16 protein-coding genes are annotated in these 17,884 nt (G+C 59.9%); 6 read left to right on the plus strand and 10 right to left on the minus strand.

Annotated elements, in window-relative coordinates; genetic code table 11:
• Positions 1-3: 3 nt before the first annotated feature.
• The 7 genes from recO to lptF all read right to left on the minus strand — a co-directional run bounded on the left by recO (position 4) and on the right by lptF (position 7,631).
• Positions 4-687 (minus strand): DNA repair protein RecO, encoded by a 684-nt coding sequence (gene recO, locus AC1DXW_RS05890; RefSeq protein ID WP_477753517.1) that lies wholly within the window; start codon positions 685-687, stop codon positions 4-6.
• Between the two features lie 172 nt (positions 688-859).
• The gene (gene era, locus AC1DXW_RS05895) at positions 860-1,762 is read right to left on the minus strand and encodes a GTPase Era (RefSeq protein ID WP_007973959.1); all 903 of its coding nucleotides are present in this window, start codon (positions 1,760-1,762) and stop codon (positions 860-862) included.
• Positions 1,755-2,444 (minus strand): ribonuclease III, encoded by a 690-nt coding sequence (gene rnc / locus AC1DXW_RS05900; RefSeq protein ID WP_008053221.1) that lies wholly within the window; start codon positions 2,442-2,444, stop codon positions 1,755-1,757. Before rnc ends, era begins: the two co-directional genes overlap by 8 nt.
• Before the next feature lie 184 nt (positions 2,445-2,628).
• Positions 2,629-3,483, minus strand: coding sequence for a signal peptidase I (gene lepB, locus AC1DXW_RS05905; protein ID WP_477759832.1), 855 nt, complete (start codon positions 3,481-3,483; stop codon positions 2,629-2,631).
• Positions 3,484-3,488: 5 nt separating this feature from the next.
• Positions 3,489-5,288, minus strand: coding sequence for a translation elongation factor 4 (gene lepA / locus AC1DXW_RS05910; RefSeq protein ID WP_477759833.1), 1,800 nt, complete (start codon positions 5,286-5,288; stop codon positions 3,489-3,491).
• Between the two features lie 170 nt (positions 5,289-5,458).
• Positions 5,459-6,520, minus strand: a complete 1,062-nt coding sequence (gene lptG / locus AC1DXW_RS05915; RefSeq protein ID WP_477753520.1) for an LPS export ABC transporter permease LptG — start codon at positions 6,518-6,520, stop codon at positions 5,459-5,461.
• Positions 6,513-7,631, minus strand: coding sequence for an LPS export ABC transporter permease LptF (lptF, locus tag AC1DXW_RS05920; RefSeq protein WP_477753521.1), 1,119 nt, complete (start codon positions 7,629-7,631; stop codon positions 6,513-6,515). Before lptF ends, lptG begins: the two co-directional genes overlap by 8 nt.
• 395 nt (positions 7,632-8,026) lie before the next feature.
• Here lptF and AC1DXW_RS05925 point away from each other — a divergent pair, with 395 nt between their 5' ends.
• Genes AC1DXW_RS05925 through AC1DXW_RS05935 form a run of 3 tightly spaced genes read left to right on the plus strand, consistent with a single transcriptional unit; the run spans position 8,027 to position 10,410 of the window.
• A complete protein-coding gene (locus tag AC1DXW_RS05925; RefSeq protein ID WP_477759834.1) occupies positions 8,027-9,517 on the plus strand; it encodes a leucyl aminopeptidase in 1,491 nt (496 codons plus the stop codon).
• 60 nt (positions 9,518-9,577) lie between these two features.
• Positions 9,578-10,006: a DNA polymerase III subunit chi gene (locus tag AC1DXW_RS05930; protein WP_477753523.1), complete on the plus strand. Its 429-nt coding sequence runs from the start codon at positions 9,578-9,580 to the stop codon at positions 10,004-10,006.
• An 8-nt stretch (positions 10,007-10,014) separates the two neighbouring features.
• A complete protein-coding gene (locus AC1DXW_RS05935) occupies positions 10,015-10,410 on the plus strand; it encodes a DNA polymerase III subunit chi (RefSeq protein ID WP_477753524.1) in 396 nt (131 codons plus the stop codon).
• 56 nt (positions 10,411-10,466) lie between these two features.
• On the opposite strand, the gene AC1DXW_RS05940 is transcribed toward AC1DXW_RS05935, so the two are convergent.
• On the minus strand, positions 10,467-11,231 hold the full coding sequence (locus AC1DXW_RS05940; RefSeq protein WP_477759835.1) for a sulfite exporter TauE/SafE family protein: 765 nt from the start codon (positions 11,229-11,231) through the stop codon (positions 10,467-10,469).
• Positions 11,232-11,382: 151 nt separating this feature from the next.
• Here AC1DXW_RS05940 and xseA point away from each other — a divergent pair, with 151 nt between their 5' ends.
• The 3 genes from xseA to leuA all read left to right on the plus strand — a co-directional run bounded on the left by xseA (position 11,383) and on the right by leuA (position 15,598).
• Complete coding sequence (xseA, locus tag AC1DXW_RS05945; protein WP_477759836.1) at positions 11,383-12,762, plus strand: exodeoxyribonuclease VII large subunit; 1,380 nt, start codon at positions 11,383-11,385, stop codon at positions 12,760-12,762.
• Positions 12,763-12,765: 3 nt separating this feature from the next.
• A complete protein-coding gene (locus AC1DXW_RS05950) occupies positions 12,766-13,587 on the plus strand; it encodes a peptidoglycan DD-metalloendopeptidase family protein (protein ID WP_477759837.1) in 822 nt (273 codons plus the stop codon).
• A gap of 331 nt (positions 13,588-13,918) precedes the next feature.
• On the plus strand, positions 13,919-15,598 hold the full coding sequence (gene leuA / locus AC1DXW_RS05955) for a 2-isopropylmalate synthase (RefSeq protein ID WP_477753528.1): 1,680 nt from the start codon (positions 13,919-13,921) through the stop codon (positions 15,596-15,598).
• A 185-nt stretch (positions 15,599-15,783) separates the two neighbouring features.
• Here leuA and AC1DXW_RS05960 read toward each other — a convergent pair whose 3' ends face one another.
• Together AC1DXW_RS05960 and AC1DXW_RS05965 are read right to left on the minus strand one after the other, a co-directional pair.
• On the minus strand, positions 15,784-16,575 hold the full coding sequence (locus AC1DXW_RS05960; protein WP_477754691.1) for an amidohydrolase: 792 nt from the start codon (positions 16,573-16,575) through the stop codon (positions 15,784-15,786).
• The gene (locus AC1DXW_RS05965) at positions 16,563-17,711 is read right to left on the minus strand and encodes a pyridoxal phosphate-dependent aminotransferase (protein ID WP_477754692.1); all 1,149 of its coding nucleotides are present in this window, start codon (positions 17,709-17,711) and stop codon (positions 16,563-16,565) included. Before AC1DXW_RS05965 ends, AC1DXW_RS05960 begins: the two co-directional genes overlap by 13 nt.
• Positions 17,712-17,884 lie beyond the last annotated feature (173 nt).

Genomic DNA, 17,884 nt, shown 5'->3' on the forward strand with positions numbered 1-17,884 from the left:
AATTTACGGCTTTCGAAACAACTCTCGGGAAACCAACGGTCGACCGCCCAAGTGAACGGCCAGCGCTTGGCGCATCAGGCGCTTGGCTGCCGATAAAGCACCCGGTGCGCTCCAGTCGGCTTCGGCCATGGCCAGCAGTTCAGTGCCATTGAACAGACCGGGTTGCAGCAGGTAGACACGTTCAAGCCCCGCATCCACTTGCAAACGATAGAGGCCGTCGGGGGCGATGGCATCACTGTGGATATCCGTGGTCAGTGAGAATCCGTATCCGAGGTCATCGAGCAGGCGCCACTCGAAGGAACGCAGCAACGGCTCTAGCGCGCGGCCCTCGGCCAAGGCGAGCAAAGTGGCGGCGTAATGATCGAACACGGCGGGGTGCGGATCTTCGGCGGGCAGCAGACGAATCAGCAGTTCATTGAGGTAAAGACCGCTGAACAGCGCCTCGCCATTGAGCCAGGTGGAAACGCCGGCACTTTCCATGCGCCCGACATTCTTCAGCTCACCCTTGCCCCGGAACTCCACTTCCAGCGGCACGAATGGCCGCGCCAAGGTCCCGGCCTTGCCCCGCGCACTGCGCAACACCGCCCGCAGCCGGCCTTGCGGCGTCAGGAAATCCACCAACGCGCTGGTTTCGCGGTAGGCGCGGGAGTGGAGGACGTAGGCGGGTTGGGCGAGGGGTTGGGACATGGAAATCGCAGGTCTCAATGAAGGAGCGCAGTTTTACATACAACCTGAAACCAATGTGGGAGCGAGCTTGCTCGCGATGAGGGCCTGATATTCAACATCAATGTTGACTGACAGACCGCTATCGCGAGCAAGCTCGCTCCCACAGGGGATCTTTGTTGATCCGGAAAACGTATTACAAGTCGCCATAACCCAACGAACGCAACGCACGCTCGTCATCGGACCAGCCGCCCTTAACCTTGACCCACAGGTTGAGCATGATCTTGGAGTCGAACAGCAGCTCCATGTCCTTGCGCGCTTCGGTGCCGATACGCTTGATGCGCTCGCCCTTGTCGCCAATGATGATTTTCTTCTGGCCGTCACGCTCGACGAGGATCAAGGCATGGATATGCAGGGTCTTGCCCTGCTGCTTGAACTCTTCGATTTCGACGGTGATCTGGTACGGCAGCTCGGCGCCCATCTGGCGCATGATTTTCTCGCGCACCAGCTCGGCGGCGAGGAAGCGGCTGCTGCGGTCGGTGATCTGGTCTTCCGGGAAGAAGTGATCGTTTTCCGGCAGGTGCTCGGCAATCACGCGTTCCAGTGCATCGAGGTTGTGCCCGTGCTGCGCGGAAATCGGGATGATCTGCGCATTCGGCAACTGTTCCTGCAACCAGCTCAGGTGCGGCATCAGCTCGGCTTTGTCTTCGATGCGATCGGTCTTGTTCAGCGCTACGATCAGCGGGCCGGTCACGTACTGGACGCGCTCGAGAACCATCTGGTCCTCTTCGGTCCATTTGGTGCGGTCGACCACGAAGATCACCACGTCGACGTCTTTCAACGCCGCCGAAGCGGTCTTGTTCATGTAGCGGTTCAGAGCCTTTTCGCCGCCCTTGTGCATGCCAGGGGTATCGACGTAGATCGCCTGCACGTCGCCCTCGGTCTTGATGCCGAGCATGTTGTGACGAGTGGTTTGCGGTTTGCGCGAGGTGATCGCCAGCTTCTGACCCAGGATGTGGTTCAGCAGCGTGGACTTGCCCACGTTCGGACGGCCGACGATGGCAACATAGCCACAGCGAGTTGCATTTGTATCAGTCATTGCCATTCTCCACACCCAGGGCAATCAGTGCTGCGGCGGCCGCTACCTGTTCGGCAATACGACGACTCACACCCTGACCTCGGCTTTTTTCATTCAGTAAGATGATTTCGCATTCGACGAAGAACGTCCGGCAATGCGGCTCACCCTGGATATCCACCACTTCGTAACGCGGCAGCTCACAACCCCGGGACTGCAGGAACTCTTGCAGGCGGGTCTTTGGATCTTTGTTGGTGTCGACCAGCGTCAAACCTTCGAACTCGCCGGCCAGCCAGGCGAGCACACGCTCACGGGCCATTTCCATACCGGCATCGAGGTAGATCGCACCGATCAGCGCTTCCAGTGCATCGGCCAGAATCGACTCGCGACGGAAACCGCCGCTTTTCAGCTCGCCCGAACCCAGGCGCAGGTATTCGCCCAAATCGAAACCACGGGCCAGAACGGCCAGGGTCTCACCTTTGACCAGGCGCGCGCGCAAACGCGACAACTGGCCTTCGCGGGCCAGCGGGAAGCGCTCGAACAGCGCCTCGCCAGCGACGAAGTTGAGGATGGCGTCACCGAGGAATTCCAGGCGTTCGTTGTTACGCCCGGCAAAGCTGCGGTGAGTCAGGGCCAGGACCATCAGCTCCTGATCCTTGAAGGTGTAGCCGAGCTGACGCTCTAGACGGCTTAAGGAGACGCTCACGGTTTACCCACGCTGAGTTCGTGGCTGGATTCCACCGCCATCGCCGTGAGGCGGCGCAGGCTTGGGACAATTAACGCTGTGTTCAAAAATAACATCCTGAATATCATTGTTTTCATGCGTCTGGCGCCCATTGTGCCGGTTCCAGAAATGCATTCGGCGCTGTGTTCAACAGCGCCGTGTCTGATTACTTGATCAGGCCAACCCGCGAGAAATTCGGCAGGTGGCTGAGTTTGGGTTCCGGCCAGCTCATCCAGACCGCGAAGGCCTTGCCGACGATATTCTTGTCGGGAACCATGCCCAGCAGATCCTTGGGAATGCTTGGATCATCCCAGTAGCGACTGTCGTTCGAGTTGTCGCGGTTATCGCCCATCATGAAGTAGTGCCCGGCCGGCACGGTCCACGAATGGTCCGGCATGGCGCGGTAGCGGCTCATTTCCTTGCGGATCATGTGCTCGGCCGCACCGAGTTTTTCCTTGTAGAGCTCAGCGCTGCCCAGCGTGCCCGGCTCGGCGCCGACCAGTTGCTCGGCAATCGATTGACCGTTGACGAACAGGCGCTTGTCGGCGGTGTAGCGAACCGTGTCGCCCGRCAAACCAACTACACGCTTGATGTAGTTGACGTTCGGGTCGCTCGGGTAGCGGAACACCATCACATCGCCGCGCTGCGGATCACCGACTTCGATGACTTTCTTGTCGATCACCGGCAAGCGGATCCCGTAGGAAAACTTGCTCACCAGGATGAAGTCGCCGACATCCAGGGTTGGCTTCATCGAACCTGAAGGAATCTGGAACGGTTCCACCAGGAACGAACGCAGCACCAGCACGATGAACAACACCGGGAAGAACGACTTGCCGTATTCAACCAGCAGCGGTTCCTTGCTCAGTTTCTCGACCACTGCCCCATCAAGCTGGCTCACACTGCCCTGATAGGCATTGATGGCAGACCGGCGCCGTGGCGCCAGGAACAACAGATCGAGCAACGCCAAAAGACCGCAGACGAATACGGCGATGACCAGCAACAGCGGGAAATTTAGTGACATAGGACCTAACTATCCAACCTGAGCACTGCAAGGAAGGCTTCCTGTGGAATTTCCACGTTGCCGACTTGCTTCATGCGTTTTTTACCGGCCTTTTGCTTTTCCAGCAGCTTCTTCTTACGGCTGACGTCACCACCGTAGCATTTGGCCAATACGTTCTTTCTGAGCGCCTTGACGGTTGTCCGCGCCACAATCTGCCCGCCAATGGCGGCCTGGATTGCCACGTCGAACATCTGCCGCGGAATCAGTTCCTTCATTTTCTCGGTCAACTGGCGACCTTTGTAGTGCGAATTGTCGCGGTGCACGATCAGCGCCAGGGCGTCGACCTTGTCACCGTTGATCAGCACGTCCAGTTTCACCAGACTAGCCGATTGGTAACGATCGAAATGGTAGTCCAGCGAAGCATAGCCGCGACTGGTGGATTTCAGGCGATCGAAGAAGTCCAGCACCACTTCGTTCATCGGCAGGTCGTAGGTCACTTGTACCTGGGAGCCGAGGAACAGCATGTCGACCTGCACACCGCGTTTTTCGATGCACAGGGTAATGACGTTGCCCAGGTGCTCTTGTGGCACAAGGATATTGGCGCGCACGATCGGCTCGCGCATGTCTTCGATGGAAGACAGATCCGGCAGCTTCGACGGGTTATCGACGTAGATCGTCTCGCCGGTCTTGAGCAGCAGCTCGAAGATTACCGTCGGCGCCGTGGTGATCAGGTCCAGGTTGTACTCGCGCTCCAGGCGCTCCTGGATGATTTCCATGTGCAGCATGCCGAGGAACCCGCAACGGAAGCCGAAGCCCAGGGCGTCGGAGCTTTCCGGGGTGTACTGCAGGGACGAGTCGTTGAGCGTGAGCTTTTGCAGGGCCTCACGGAAATCTTCGAAGTCGTCGGAGCTGACCGGGAACAGACCGGCGTAAACCTGCGGCTGAATGCGTTTGAAGCCTGGTAGTACATCAACGTCCGGCGTCGAGCTCAAGGTCAGGGTGTCACCGACCGGTGCACCGTGAATGTCCTTGATGCTGGCGATGATGAAGCCCACTTCACCGGCCTTCAGGTCAACGGTAGGGGTGTGTTTCGGGTTGAATACACCGACGCTGTCCACCAGGTGGATCTTGCCGGTGGATTTGACCAGGATCTTGTCGCCCTTCTTCACACGACCGTGGCGCACGCGTACCAGGGAAACAACGCCCAGGTAGTTGTCGAACCAGGAGTCGATGATCAACGCTTGCAGCGGATCTTCGTAGTTACCGGTTGGCGCAGGAATGGTGGCGACCAGGCGTTCGAGTACTTCGTCGACGCCCAGACCGGTCTTGGCAGAGCACTCGACTGCATCGGTAGCGTCGATGCCGATGATTTTTTCGATTTCTTCTTTAACACGGTCCGGATCGGCCTGTGGCAGGTCGATCTTGTTCAGCACCGGCATCACTTCCAGGCCCTGCTCGATCGCCGTGTAGCAGTTGGCAACCGACTGTGCTTCAACGCCCTGACCGGCATCGACCACCAGCAACGCACCTTCACAGGCAGCCAGCGAACGGCTCACCTCATAGGTGAAGTCAACGTGGCCGGGGGTATCAATGAAGTTCAGCTGGTAGTTGATACCGTCGCGAGCCTTGTAATACAGGGTAACGCTGTGCGCCTTGATGGTGATCCCGCGCTCACGCTCAAGGTCCATGGAGTCCAGGACCTGGGCTTCCATTTCGCGCTCGGCGAGGCCGCCACACATCTGGATGAAGCGATCGGCCAGCGTCGACTTGCCATGGTCAATGTGGGCGATGATGGAGAAATTGCGGATATGACTCAAATCACTCACGGATCAACACTCAAAAAGGCTGCAGGCATAGCCCGCCGAAAAATAGCCGGGAATTGTACCTGATCCACGGCGCAAGCGTCACGTTCGCAGGTCAGACGGTGCCTACAAAAACGCCCCGGTCTTGCGACAAGGGCGTTTCTATCGTCAAAGCGGTCGAAAAATGCCCGCTATCAGCCTGCTCGACGCAACAACCAGAGCCCCGCCACAGCACAAACACCCGCCGGCAGCAGCACCGAAAGCAACGGTGGGAAGCCGAATACCAGGCTGGAAGGCCCCAGCAAATCCTGGACGATACGGAAGGTGAAGCCCACCAGCACACCGGTGAACACACGCTGGCCGAGAGTTACCGAACGCAATGGACCGAAAATGAAGGAAATGGCCATCAGCACCAACGCGGCAGTGACCAACGGCTGCAAGACCTTGACCCAAAATGCCAGCCAGTAGCGGCCATTGTTCAGCCCCTGATCTGCCAGATAGTGGATGTAGCCCCACAGACCGCTGATCGACAGTGACTCCGGCACCATGACCACGGTGTTCAGCAACTGCGGGCTCAATGCGACTTCCCAGCGCTCGTCCAGGGTCGAAACCACTTCGGTGCTGCGCTCGTGGAACAACGTGGTCGTGACATCCGTCAACTGCCAGTGATCCTTGTCGAACTCGGCACGCTTGGCGAAGCTCGCCGACAGCATGTGCCGTTCGTTGTCGAAGCGATAACGGGTCACGCCATACAGGATGCCGTTGGGTTGCACCGAGTTGACGTGAATGAACTCATCGCCCTGGCGGTGCCACAGGCCGTGCTTGGCGCTTTGTGCATCACCGCTGCCCTGGGCCAGCGAGCGATTGGCCTGTGCGGTGGTTTCGGCAGGCGGCGCGATGTACTCGCCGACCAACACACCGGCGAGCATCAATAGCAGCATCGGTTTCATGACCGCCCAGACGATCCGGCCGATCGACACACCAGCGGCACGCATGATGGTCAGTTCACTGTTGCTGGCCAGGCTGCCCAGACCGATCAGGCAACCGATCAGCGCGGCCATCGGCATCATTTCGTACATCCGGCGCGGTGCGGTCAGCGTCACATAACTCAGAACATCGACCAGGGTGTAGGTATCGTTGACTTCACTCATCTCGTCGATGAAGGCAAACAGTGTCGCCAGACCAAGAATGATCCCGAGCACCGCCAGAATCGCAATCAACACACTGCTACCAATGTAGCGATCCAGCTTAACCACGGGCCACCTCCAGCGCGCTGCGGCGACTCGCCCTCTTCAAACGCAGGGGCTCCCAATAAAGCAAGCCCAGGCCAATGACCAGGAAAATCCCGTGCACCCACCACAAGCCCAGTACCGCCGGGATCTTGCCCTTGTCGAGGGCACCGCGAGCGGCAATCAAAATGGTCAGGTAAAGCATATAAAGAAGAATCGCCGGCAGTAATTTGAGGAATCGGCCCTGGCGCGGGTTGACCCGCGACAGCGGCACCGCCATCAAGGTCACGATGAACACCAGCAATGGCAGTGACATGCGCCATTGCAACTCGGCGCGCAGGCGAATGTCTTCACTGCCGATCAACTTACTGGTCGGCATCGCATCACGGTCGGTGACTTCGTCGCTGACGTCCGGCTTTGGCAGCAGCACACCGTACTCGTCGTACTTGATCGCCCGGTAGTCGGCCTGCCCCGGATTACCGTCATAGCGATAGCCGTTATCAAGGATCAGGTAGCGGTTGCCGTCCGGGCGAATTTCCTGACGCCCCTTCTCTGCCACCAGGACAGAAATTCCGCGATCCTTGTTGTTGGAACTGATGTTCTTTTGCGAGATGAACACACCGCCGAGATTGACGCGGTCATCCGTCATGCGCTCAGTATAGGTGACCCGGGTACCGTCACGCAGGGCCTGGAAGCGCCCCGGCTCCAGGGTATCGAATTCGGTCAGGGCATCCTGCTTGTTCAGCAGCAGTTGAAACTGGTTGGCCCCCTGTGGCGCCAGGCTCAGGCTCAGCCACGCCACGATCAGTGCAACCAGGGTGGCCGGAAACATTGTCATCCAAACCAGCCGCTGCTGGCTCATGCCGGTGGCCGAGAGCACGGTCATTTCACTTTCGAGGTACAGGCGCCCGTAGGACAACAGGATCCCGAGAAACAGCCCCAACGGCAGGATCAGCTGGAGGAAGCCCGGCAGACGAAAGCCCATGATCAGGAACAGCGACCCCGGATCCAGCAGCCCCGAGGCCGCCTGGGCGAGGTATTTGATGAAGCGACCGCTCATGATGATGACCAGCAGCACGGCGCTGACGGCGCTCAAGGTCAACAGGACTTCGCGGGATAGATAACGGAAGACGATCAAACCAGACACTCCAGGGTTGTCAGGCTAAGGCGGCCAAACAAGCAAACGTATCGGACAGCCCGCAAGGCAGAGCCGCCGAAAAAAGATGGCGCATTATCCTGTGATTGGGTGCACCTGTCACTGCGCAATGCATTGGGGGTAGGTGTAGGAGCGAGCTTGCTCGCGATGGTCGTCAACGATTACGCGATAAGCCTCAAACCCCGAGACGGCCTCAGGTTCTTCGCGAGCAGGCTCGCTCCTACAATCGTACAACCGAGGGTTGTCAGCCGCCGGTAGCGAGGTTCAAACTGCGGCCTTTGTCGCCGGTCGATCCCGGCGCCTTTCTTTTTATAGGCAAGTGACGCACATACGGTGTCGGGCGCTTGCGTGCTAACCATCAATTCAGGGACCCGGACATGGAACTGGTTGTAAAAAGCGTCAACCCGGAAACGTTGAAGACCGCCACGCTGGTGGTTTCCGTTGGCGAAGGCCGCAAGCTCGGTGCGGTGGCCAGACAACTCGACGAATTGAGCGGTGGCGCAATCAGCGCAGTGCTCAAGCGCGGCGACCTGGCCGGCAAGGTTGGCCAGAGCCTGTTGCTGCACAGCCTGCCGAACCTCAAGGCCGAGCGTGTGCTGCTGGTGGGCGTTGGCAAGGACGACGAGTTGGGTGACCGCCCGTTCCGCAAAATCATCGCCGGCATCCTCAACACCCTGAAAGGCCTGGGCGGCAGTGATGCGGTGCTGGCCCTGGACGAAATCGTGGTCAAGGGTCGCGACAGCTACGGCAAGACCCGTCTGCTGGCGGAAACCCTGATCGATGGCGAATACCAGTTCGACCAGTTCAAGAGCCAGAAAGCCGAACCCCGCGCCCTGAAGAAAATCACCCTGCTGACCATCAAGGCGGCTCAAGCTGAAGTGCAGCGCGCCGTGGCCCACGCCACTGCCATCGCCAACGGCATGGCTTTCACCCGCAACCTGGGCAACCTGCCGCCGAACATCTGCCACCCGACCTTCCTCGGAGAGCAGGCGAAAGACCTGGGCAAAGAATTCAAGGACCTGAAAGTCGAAGTCCTCGACGAGAAGAAGATCAAGGCCCTGGGCATGGGCTCGTTCTACGCCGTCGGCCAGGGCAGCGCCCAGCCGCCGCGCCTGATCGTCATGCAGTACAACGGCGGCAAGAAATCCGAGAAGCCGTATGCGCTGGTCGGCAAAGGCATCACCTTCGACACCGGCGGCATCAGCCTCAAGCCGGGCGCCGGCATGGATGAAATGAAGTACGACATGGGCGGCGCCGCCAGCGTGTTCGGCACCCTGCGTGCCGTGCTTGAGCTGAAGCTGCCGATCAACCTGGTGTGCATCCTGGCCTGCGCCGAAAACATGCCGAGCGGCAACGCTTCGCGCCCGGGCGACATCGTCACCACCATGAGCGGCCAGACCGTGGAAATCCTCAACACCGACGCCGAAGGCCGTCTGGTGCTGTGCGATGCACTGACCTACTCCGAGCGCTTCAAGCCGCAAGCGGTCATCGACATCGCGACCCTGACCGGCGCCTGCGTGGTCGCGCTGGGTTCCCACACGTCGGGCCTGCTGGGCAACAACGACGAACTGATCGACCAACTGCTGAGCGCCGGCAAGGCTGCCGACGACCGCGCCTGGCAACTGCCGCTGTTCGATGAGTACCAGGAACAGCTGGACAGCCCGTTCGCCGACATCGCCAACATTGGCGGCCCGAAAGCCGGCACCATCACCGCGGCCTGCTTCCTGTCGCGCTTCACCAAGAACCTGAACTGGGCGCACCTGGACATCGCCGGCACCGCCTGGACCAGCGGCGGCAAGGACAAGGGCGCCACTGGCCGCCCGGTTCCCCTGCTAACCCAGTACCTGCTGGACCGCGCCAAAGCCTGAAACCGATGATGGGCGGCGGCGTCACTTTCCGGTGACGCCGTTTGCCGCTCTGGAACCGCAATGACCAAAGTCGACTTCTATATCCTGCCCAGCGCCGATCCTTCGGCACGCCTGGACTTTGCCTGCAAGCTCACCGAGAAAGCCTGGCGCATGGGCCACCGCATCTACCTGCATTGCAGCGATGCGGCCCAGCGTGACGATCTCGATGCGCGGCTGTGGACGTTCAAGGGCGAAAGCTTCGTGCCCCATGGCCCTGCCGACAGCGAACCTGACGGCTTGATTGTTTTGGGGGTGGGCGATGACTGCGGTCAGCATCAGGATTTGCTGGTCAATCTCGACCTGAAAGTCCCGGCCTTCGCCAACAGGTTCGCCAGAGTGGCGGAAGTGGTGGTGGAGGATCCAACGATCAGAGCGGCCGCGCGGGAGAGTTTCCGTTTCTACCGCGAACAGGGCTATCCTCTGCAAGATCACCGTTTACAGCGACTCTGAGCCTTCCAATGGACACTCCAAAACCGCTGCAACAGTCCGCGCACCTGCTGGACGACCTTGAGTCGATCCGCCAATTGCTCGGCGATGACAACCTGCAACCGCCCCTGCTGACCGACACGGTCGAGGACGGCGACCAGGAACAGATTCCGATGTTGTTCGACGCCGTGAGCGAGCCTTCGCCACCTGTCGAACCAACACCTGCTGCTCCCGCCGTAGAACCGGCAGCGACGCCAGTCGCCAGCAAGAAGCCGGACGACTTGCTGCACCTGGACAGCGAATTGCGCGCTGCCGCGGAGCTGATCATGCAAGACGTGATCGACGACTTCGCTCCGCATATCGAAACCGAAATCAAACGCCGACTCAGTGCACGGCTTGAGCGGTTGTTGAGCCAGTACAACGACTGAACAGCTTGCGGTGGGAGCTCGCTCCCACAAAAAGCTCCCCGCCACAGGTTGAATCTTCAGGTACTGAGATAGCGCCCGATCAACGCGATCCCGCTGGCAAGTACCAGCCACGTCACCAGGCGTATGAACGCCTCGCGGGACAAGCGCATGGTCAGCCTTCGACCGAACCACAGCCCCAGCACCATGGCCGGCAACAGACAAACCGCCAGCGCCAGCAAGGGCAGATCGGCATACACACCGGCGATGGCAAACAGGCTCAAACGCACCACCGTACTGCAACTGATCAGCGCACTCTGGGTGRCCCGGGCCGCCTCCTTGGGCAAACGGCTGTTCAAATAGATCGCATAGAGAAAGCCGCCGCTGCCAAACAACGCGCCAAACATTCCGCCCACCGTCCCCATCGGCAGCGCCCATACGGCAGACAATTGCGTCGGGCGGGTTTTGATCCACAGGCTGTAAATCGCATAGGCGCTGATAAACACCCCCATCAACAACAGCAACAGATCGGACTTGAGGTTCAGCAGGAAAATCACCCCCAGCGTGCACCCCACCGCCATGCAGGGCAGTAACCGCAACAGCTCCGGCCTGGCGACATCACGCCGCGAAGGCAACAGATTGCCGAATGCCGCGACAAAATCGAGCAGCACCAGCAACGGCACGATCTTCGACAGCGGCATGAACAGAATCAGAATCGGCCCCGCCACCAGCGCGGTGCCGAAACCGGCGATGCCGAACACGATGTAGGCCAGGGCGATGCCCGATGCGATCACCAGCCAGTCCACCGCGCCAAAACTCCATTGACCCAACAAATCAACCAACATTTCACCCAATCCCTGTAGGAGCTGCCGAAGGCTGCGATCTTTTGATCTTGCCCTTTCAAGATCAAAAGATCACCCGAGCGCGGACCGAGCCTTCGGCAGCTCCTACAAGGGATCGTGCATTCAGTTGGAAAATGCCTTTAAACTGCGCCCCATGATTAAAGATCCCTTTTCAAGACTCGGCCTGGACCGTGAGGTCCTGACCGTCAGCCAGCTCAATGGCCGCGCGCGGGTGTTGCTCGAAGACGTGTTCAGCAACATCTGGGTCGAAGGTGAAATCTCCAACCTCGCCCGTCCGGCTTCGGGCCATGTGTACTTCACCCTCAAGGACAGCGGCGCCCAGGTCCGTTGCGCACTGTTCCGGCAGAACGCGGCACGGGTTCGCCAGGCACTGAAGGACGGGCTCGCGGTCAAGGTGCGCGGCAAAGTCTCGCTGTTCGAAGGGCGCGGTGATTATCAGCTGATCCTCGATACTGTGGAGCCGGCCGGTGATGGCGCCTTGCGCCTGGCCTTCGACGCACTCAAGGAAAAACTCAGCGCCGAAGGCCTGTTCAGTGCCGAGCGCAAGGTCCCGCTACCGGCGCACCCGCAACGCATCGGCATCATCAGTTCGCCCACCGGGGCGGTGATCCGCGACATCATCAGCGTGTTCCGCCGTCGCGCACCGCAGGTGCAGTTGACCCTGATCCCCACCGCCGTACAGGGCCGCGAAGCCACCGCGCAGATTGTCCGTGCCCTGAAACTGGCAGATGCCCGGGGTTTTGACGCACTGATCCTGGCCCGGGGCGGCGGTTCGCTGGAAGATCTCTGGTGCTTCAACGAAGAAGCCGTGGCCCGCGCCGTAGACGCTTGCGTGACGCCGATTGTCAGCGCGGTCGGCCATGAAACCGACGTGTCGATCAGCGACTTCGTGGCCGACGTTCGCGCGCCCACCCCTTCCGCTGCCGCCGAATTGCTGGCACCGGACTCCAGCGATCTGGTGCGTCGGGTCGAAAGCCTGCACCGACGGTTGGTGATGCGCATGCGTGACCGCTTGATGCGCGATCGACTACGCCTGGAAGGCATTTCCCGGCGCCTGCGTCATCCCGGCGAGCGCCTGCGCCAGCAAGCACAACGCCTGGATGACCTGGACATGCGCATGCGCCGCGCGTTCGAGCGCAGCCTCAACACCCGTCGCGAACGCTTGATCCGCCTGGAAACCCGTCTGGCCGCACAACATCCCGGCCGGCAACTGGCAATGCTTCGCCAGCGCCTCGACAGCCTGGCCGAGCGCTTGCCGCGCGCCATCCGCGAAGGGCTGAAGAACCGTCGCCTGCAATTGCACAGCCAGATGCAGACACTGCATGTGGTCAGCCCGTTGGCGACCCTCGGCCGTGGTTACAGCATTTTGCTGGACGAGCGCGGCAACGCGATCCGCAACGCTGCGCAAACCCATAACGGCCAGCGTCTCAAGGCCAAGTTGGGCGAAGGCGAACTGCAAGTGCGGGTCGAAGACAATCACCTGACGCCTGTCACCCTTTCTTTACTGGATTAATCTATGCCGCGTTTTCTCAGCGTCCTGTTTCTGCTATGCCTGACGTTCAATGCCCACGCCGACAGTTACATCACCCGCCTGCTGAACAAACCAGTGCCCGGTGGAGTTGCGGTGGTCAATCTAGGCCCGTCAGCACAAGCACCAAAAGTCAGTTACCAGGGCAAAGCCGTGCTGGTGGTCAAGGAGCAGGACGACTGGCTTGCGATTGTCGGCGTCCCCCTGACCGTCAAACCCGGCAGTCAGCAGATCAGCAGCGGCGATCRCAACCTGGCGTTCAACGTCGGTAGCAAGAAGTACCCCGAACAGCACATTACGTTGAAGAACAAGCGCCAGGTCAATCCGAACCCGGACGATCAGAAACGCATTGATCAAGAAATCCCTTTGCAACTGGGTGCCTACCGAAGTTTCAGTCCCAATACCCCCAGCAACCTGTTGTTGGACAAACCCGTTAACGGACCACTATCGAGCAAGTTCGGCGTACGCCGGTTCTTCAACGGCGAAGAACGCAATCCCCATGCAGGACTGGATTTCGCCGTGCCAACCGGTACCCCGATCAAGACCCCCGCCGGCGGCAAAGTGATCCTGACAGGCGACTACTTCTTCAACGGCAACACCGTATTCGTTGACCACGGCCAGGGTTTTATCAGCATGTTCTGCCACATGTCGAAGATTGACGTAAAAGTTGGCCAGCAACTGGCCCGAGGGGAAGTGGTGGGGAAAGTCGGTTCGACCGGCCGCGCGACTGGGCCGCACTTGCATTGGAATATCAGCCTCAATGAGACTCGGGTGGACCCGGCTATTTTCATCGGCGCATTCCAGCCATAAATGTCACGATGTGGATTGCGCATGACGAACTGTCTGCGCAATACCCATAAACAATCCCATAGAAACAGAAGATAAAATCTCGCAAAAAAAGACTTTTCGAGTATTCCTCTCAATTTTTTTCGACTGCTTGCCAACCTTCACCCCCGCGGTTAGGGTTGAAGGCATGAAAACCTCTCACACCCTCATTCAGCTCCGCCAGCACCGCAGCCTGTGCCTCGTCAGTGCACGACTGCCGGGCTGAATCGTGGTGCCTCGTCCCAAGCGTTACTCCAAGAACTTTTGATCCACCGGCAGGCCGCCTTTTTTCGGCCCACACAATAAGGATTTCCTGATGAGCATGCTCAAAGACCCGTCTTCGAAATACCGCGCGTTCCCGACCATCGACATTCCGGACCGCACCTGGCCGTCGAAAACCATCACCGCCGCGCCGATCTGGTGCAGCTCCGACCTGCGTGACGGCAACCAGTCGCTGATCGAGCCGATGGACGCCGTCAAAAAGCTGCGCTTCTGGAAAACCCTGGTGCAGGTCGGCGTGAAGGAAATCGAAGCGTCGTTCCCGGCCGCCTCGCAAACCGACTTCGACTTCGTTCGCACCCTGATCGAAGGCAAACACATCCCGGACGACACCACCATCCAGGTGCTGACCCAGGGTCGTGAAGACCTGATCGAACGCACCTTCGAATCCCTGCGCGGCGCGAAGAAAGCTATCGTTCACCTGTACAACGCGACCTCCCCTTCCTTCCGCCGCATTGTCTTCAACCAGGACAAGGACGGGGTCAAGGCCATCGCCGTGAACGCCGCCAAGCTGTTCGTCAAATACGCGGCCATGCAGCCGGACACCGAGTGGACCTTCGAATACTCGCCAGAAACCTTCAGCGCCACCGAAATGGAGTTCGCCAAGGAAGTCTGCGACGCGGTGATCGAAGTCTGGAACCCGACGCCCGAGCACAAGATGATCCTCAACCTGCCGGCCACGGTGGAATGCGCGACGCCGAACATCTATGCCGACCAGATCGAATGGTTCGGCCGTCACATCAACCGTCGTGACAGCGTGATCATCAGCCTGCACACCCACAACGACCGTGGTACTGGCGTTGCCGCCACCGAACTGGGCCTGATGGCTGGCGCCGACCGTGTCGAAGGCTGCCTGTTCGGCAACGGCGAGCGTACCGGTAACGTCGACCTCGTGACCGTGGCCCTGAACCTCTACACCCAGGGTGTGAACCCTGAGCTGGACTTCTCCGACATCGACGGCGTGCGTAAAGTCGTCGAAGAGTGCAACCAGATCCAGGTGCACCCGCGTCACCCGTACGTCGGCGACCTGGTGCATACCGCGTTCTCCGGCTCGCACCAGGACGCGATCCGCAAGGGCTTCGCCCAGCAGAAACCGGATGCACTGTGGGAAGTGCCATACCTGCCAATCGACCCGGCCGACATCGGCCGCAGCTACGAGGCGGTCATCCGCGTCAACAGCCAGTCGGGCAAGGGTGGTATCGCCTACCTCCTGGAACAGGAATACGGCATCAGCCTGCCGCGTCGCATGCAGATCGAGTTCAGCCAGGTCGTGCAGCGTGAAACCGACCGCCTGGGTCTGGAAATGACCGCCCAGCAAATCCACGCATTGCTGCACAGCGAGTACTTGCAGGCCAACACCCCGTACGCGCTGGTCAGCCATCGCCTGCAGGAAGAAAACGGTCACAGCGCCGTTGAAGTGGAAGTGGCCAGCCAAGGCCAGGGCGAGACCAACCTGCACTGGCGCGGCAAGGGCAACGGCGCCCTGGAAGCGCTGGTGGCCGGCTTGCCGGTACCGGTGGAAATCATGGACTACAACGAGCACGCCATCGGCGCGGGCACCAATGCCAAGGCCGCGGCCTACATTGAACTGCGTGTGAACGGTGAACGTGCGGTGCATGGCGTCGGCATCGACGAAAACATCACCACCGCCAGCTTCAAGGCCCTGTTCAGTGCGCTGAACCGTTCGCTGAGCCAGCCGGAAGCGAAAGCTGCCTAAGCGTCGCTGAAATGCAAAAGGCCTCAAGGTGCGAACCTTGGGGCCTTTTTATTTGTCTGCCTGTTTTTGTGTTGATTGTCCCGGCCCCATCGCGAGCAAGCTCGCTCCCACATTTGATCGGTGTGAACGCGGTCACTGTGGGAGCGAGCTTGCTCGCGATGAGGCCCTGTCAGACAGTAAAGATCTCAGGTGAACTCGAAGGTATCGGCATCCAGATTCGCCGGAAACCGCGTGCGATACGCCGCCAGCTCCACCGCATCCAAAGTCACCTTGAACACCCCATCAGCCTCTCCCGCACTGAGCAACGTCTCACCCTGGAAATCCAGCACCTGGCTGTCACCGGTGTACGCGAAGCCTTTGCCATCCGTGCCAATGCGGTTCACTGCTGCCACATAGCACAGGTTCTCGATCGCCCGCGCCGGCAGCAGGCGGTTCCAGTGCTGGCGCCGTGCTCCTGGCCAGTTGGCGGTGTACAGCAGCAGATCAGTGTCCTGGGCGTCACGACTCCACACCGGGAAACGCAAGTCGTAGCAAATCAGCGGTCGCACGCGCCAGCCCTTGAGCTCGAACTGCACCTGGCGCTCGCCGGGGGTGTAGTGGTTGTGCTCGCCGGCCATGCGGAACAGATGACGCTTGTCGTAATGCAGCACCTCACCGTCCGGTCGCGCCCACAGAAGGCGATTGCGATGGCTGCCATCGGCTGCCTGAACGATCACGCTGCCGGTAATCACCGCATCAAGTTTCGCCGCCTGAGCCCGCAGCCATTTGCTGGTCGGACCATTTTCCGCTTCAGCGAGGGTTTCGGACTCCATGGAAAAACCGGTGGTGAACATCTCCGGCAGGATGATCAGGTCAGCGCCACGAGCCTGCTCCAGCAATGGCTCGAAATGCTCCAGATTGGCCTGACGGTCGTGCCAGGCCAGGGACGTCTGGATCAGCGCCACGTTCAGATTGGGCAATGCACTCAGATCACGCATAGTTTTTCCGCTGCTTCCCGCAGGGTCTCCTCACGCTTGGCAAAGCACAGCCGCACCAGGCGCTGGCCGACCGGTGGCGCCTGGTAGAACACCGAGATCGGGATACTGGCCACGCCATGCTCGCGCGTCATCCACAGGGCCATCTCGACGTCATTGAGGTCCGGGCGGATCTGCGAGTAATCGACCAACTGGAAATAGGTGCCGGTCACCCGGGTGAAACTGAAACGCGACGGCGCCAGCAGATCACAGAACAAATCGCGCTTGGCCTGATAAAAACCCGGCAGCTCTTCGACGTGTTCCGGGTGTTCGGCCATGAAGTCGGCCAAGGCATATTGCAGCGGCGTCACACCACAAAAATTCACGTACTGGTGCACCTTACGCAATTCCGCCGTCAGGGCCGGTGGTGCGACCACATAGCCGGTTTTCCAGCCTGTGACGTGGTAGGTCTTGCCGAACGAACTGACCACGAATGCGCGCTGATACAGCTCCTCATGGGCCAGCACGCTGACGTGGGGCACACCGTCGAACACCAGGTGCTCGTAGACTTCGTCGCTGATCACATAAATGTCGCGATCGCGGATCAAGGCTGCCAACTGGTCGAGTTCGGCACGGCTGATCAACGCACCACTCGGGTTGTGCGGGGTGTTGAGAATGATCATCCGCGTGCGCGGGCTCAGTGCCTGGGCAAGCTTCTCGAAGTCGATACTGAAGTCGTTCAGGCCCAGTTGCACATGCACGCAACGACCGCCGGCCAGCTCTACCGAAGGCTCGTAGCTGTCGTAGGCCGGGTCAAACACAATGACTTCGTCACCGCTGTGGATAACCGCCTGAATGGCACAGAAAATCGCCTCGGTCGCGCCGGGGGTGACCGTCACTTCAGTATCCACATCCACCTGCGCGCCATAACTGCGGGCGATCTTCGCCGCGATCTGCTGACGCAACACCGGCAGCCCGGTCATTGGCGAATATTGGTTATGGCCGCTGGCGATATGCCGGCCGACCGCATCGCACAGGGCCTGCGGGGCCGCGAAATCGGGAAAACCCTGGGACAGATTGAGCGCGCCGGTCTGTGCCGCGAGCTGAGACATCTGAGTGAAGATAGTGATGCCGACATTCGGCAGCTTGCTGGTGATCATCGGTGGTTCCCTGCTCTACACCCGGCTCTACGGCGGCGCGGGGAGTCCGAGGATAGCCCAAACGGCGCCCATAAAAAAAGGGCGCTCTGGTGAGCCCCCTCTTTAAATCCGGTCCTGTAGGAGCTGCCGCAGGCTGCGATCTTTTGATCTTGTCTTTAAAGCAAAATCAAAAG

It is taken from the genome of Pseudomonas sp. P4_C4 (assembly GCF_056402055.1).

What these genes read in the sequence shown, in the direction of transcription:
- AC1DXW_RS05965 (WP_477754692.1), bottom strand. Translation starts at nt 17,711, where the DNA reads ATGATCACCAGCAAGCTGCCGAATGTCGGCATCACTATCTTCACTCAG.
- era (WP_007973959.1), bottom strand. Translation starts at nt 1,762, where the DNA reads ATGACTGATACAAATGCAACTCGCTGTGGCTATGTTGCCATCGTCGGC.
- AC1DXW_RS05960 (WP_477754691.1), bottom strand. Translation starts at nt 16,575, where the DNA reads ATGCGTGATCTGAGTGCATTGCCCAATCTGAACGTGGCGCTGATCCAG.
- AC1DXW_RS05925 (WP_477759834.1), top strand. Translation starts at nt 8,027, where the DNA reads ATGGAACTGGTTGTAAAAAGCGTCAACCCGGAAACGTTGAAGACCGCC.
- recO (WP_477753517.1), bottom strand. Translation starts at nt 687, where the DNA reads ATGTCCCAACCCCTCGCCCAACCCGCCTACGTCCTCCACTCCCGCGCC.
- AC1DXW_RS05935 (WP_477753524.1), top strand. Translation starts at nt 10,015, where the DNA reads ATGGACACTCCAAAACCGCTGCAACAGTCCGCGCACCTGCTGGACGAC.
- xseA (WP_477759836.1), top strand. Translation starts at nt 11,383, where the DNA reads ATGATTAAAGATCCCTTTTCAAGACTCGGCCTGGACCGTGAGGTCCTG.
- AC1DXW_RS05930 (WP_477753523.1), top strand. Translation starts at nt 9,578, where the DNA reads ATGACCAAAGTCGACTTCTATATCCTGCCCAGCGCCGATCCTTCGGCA.
- leuA (WP_477753528.1), top strand. Translation starts at nt 13,919, where the DNA reads ATGAGCATGCTCAAAGACCCGTCTTCGAAATACCGCGCGTTCCCGACC.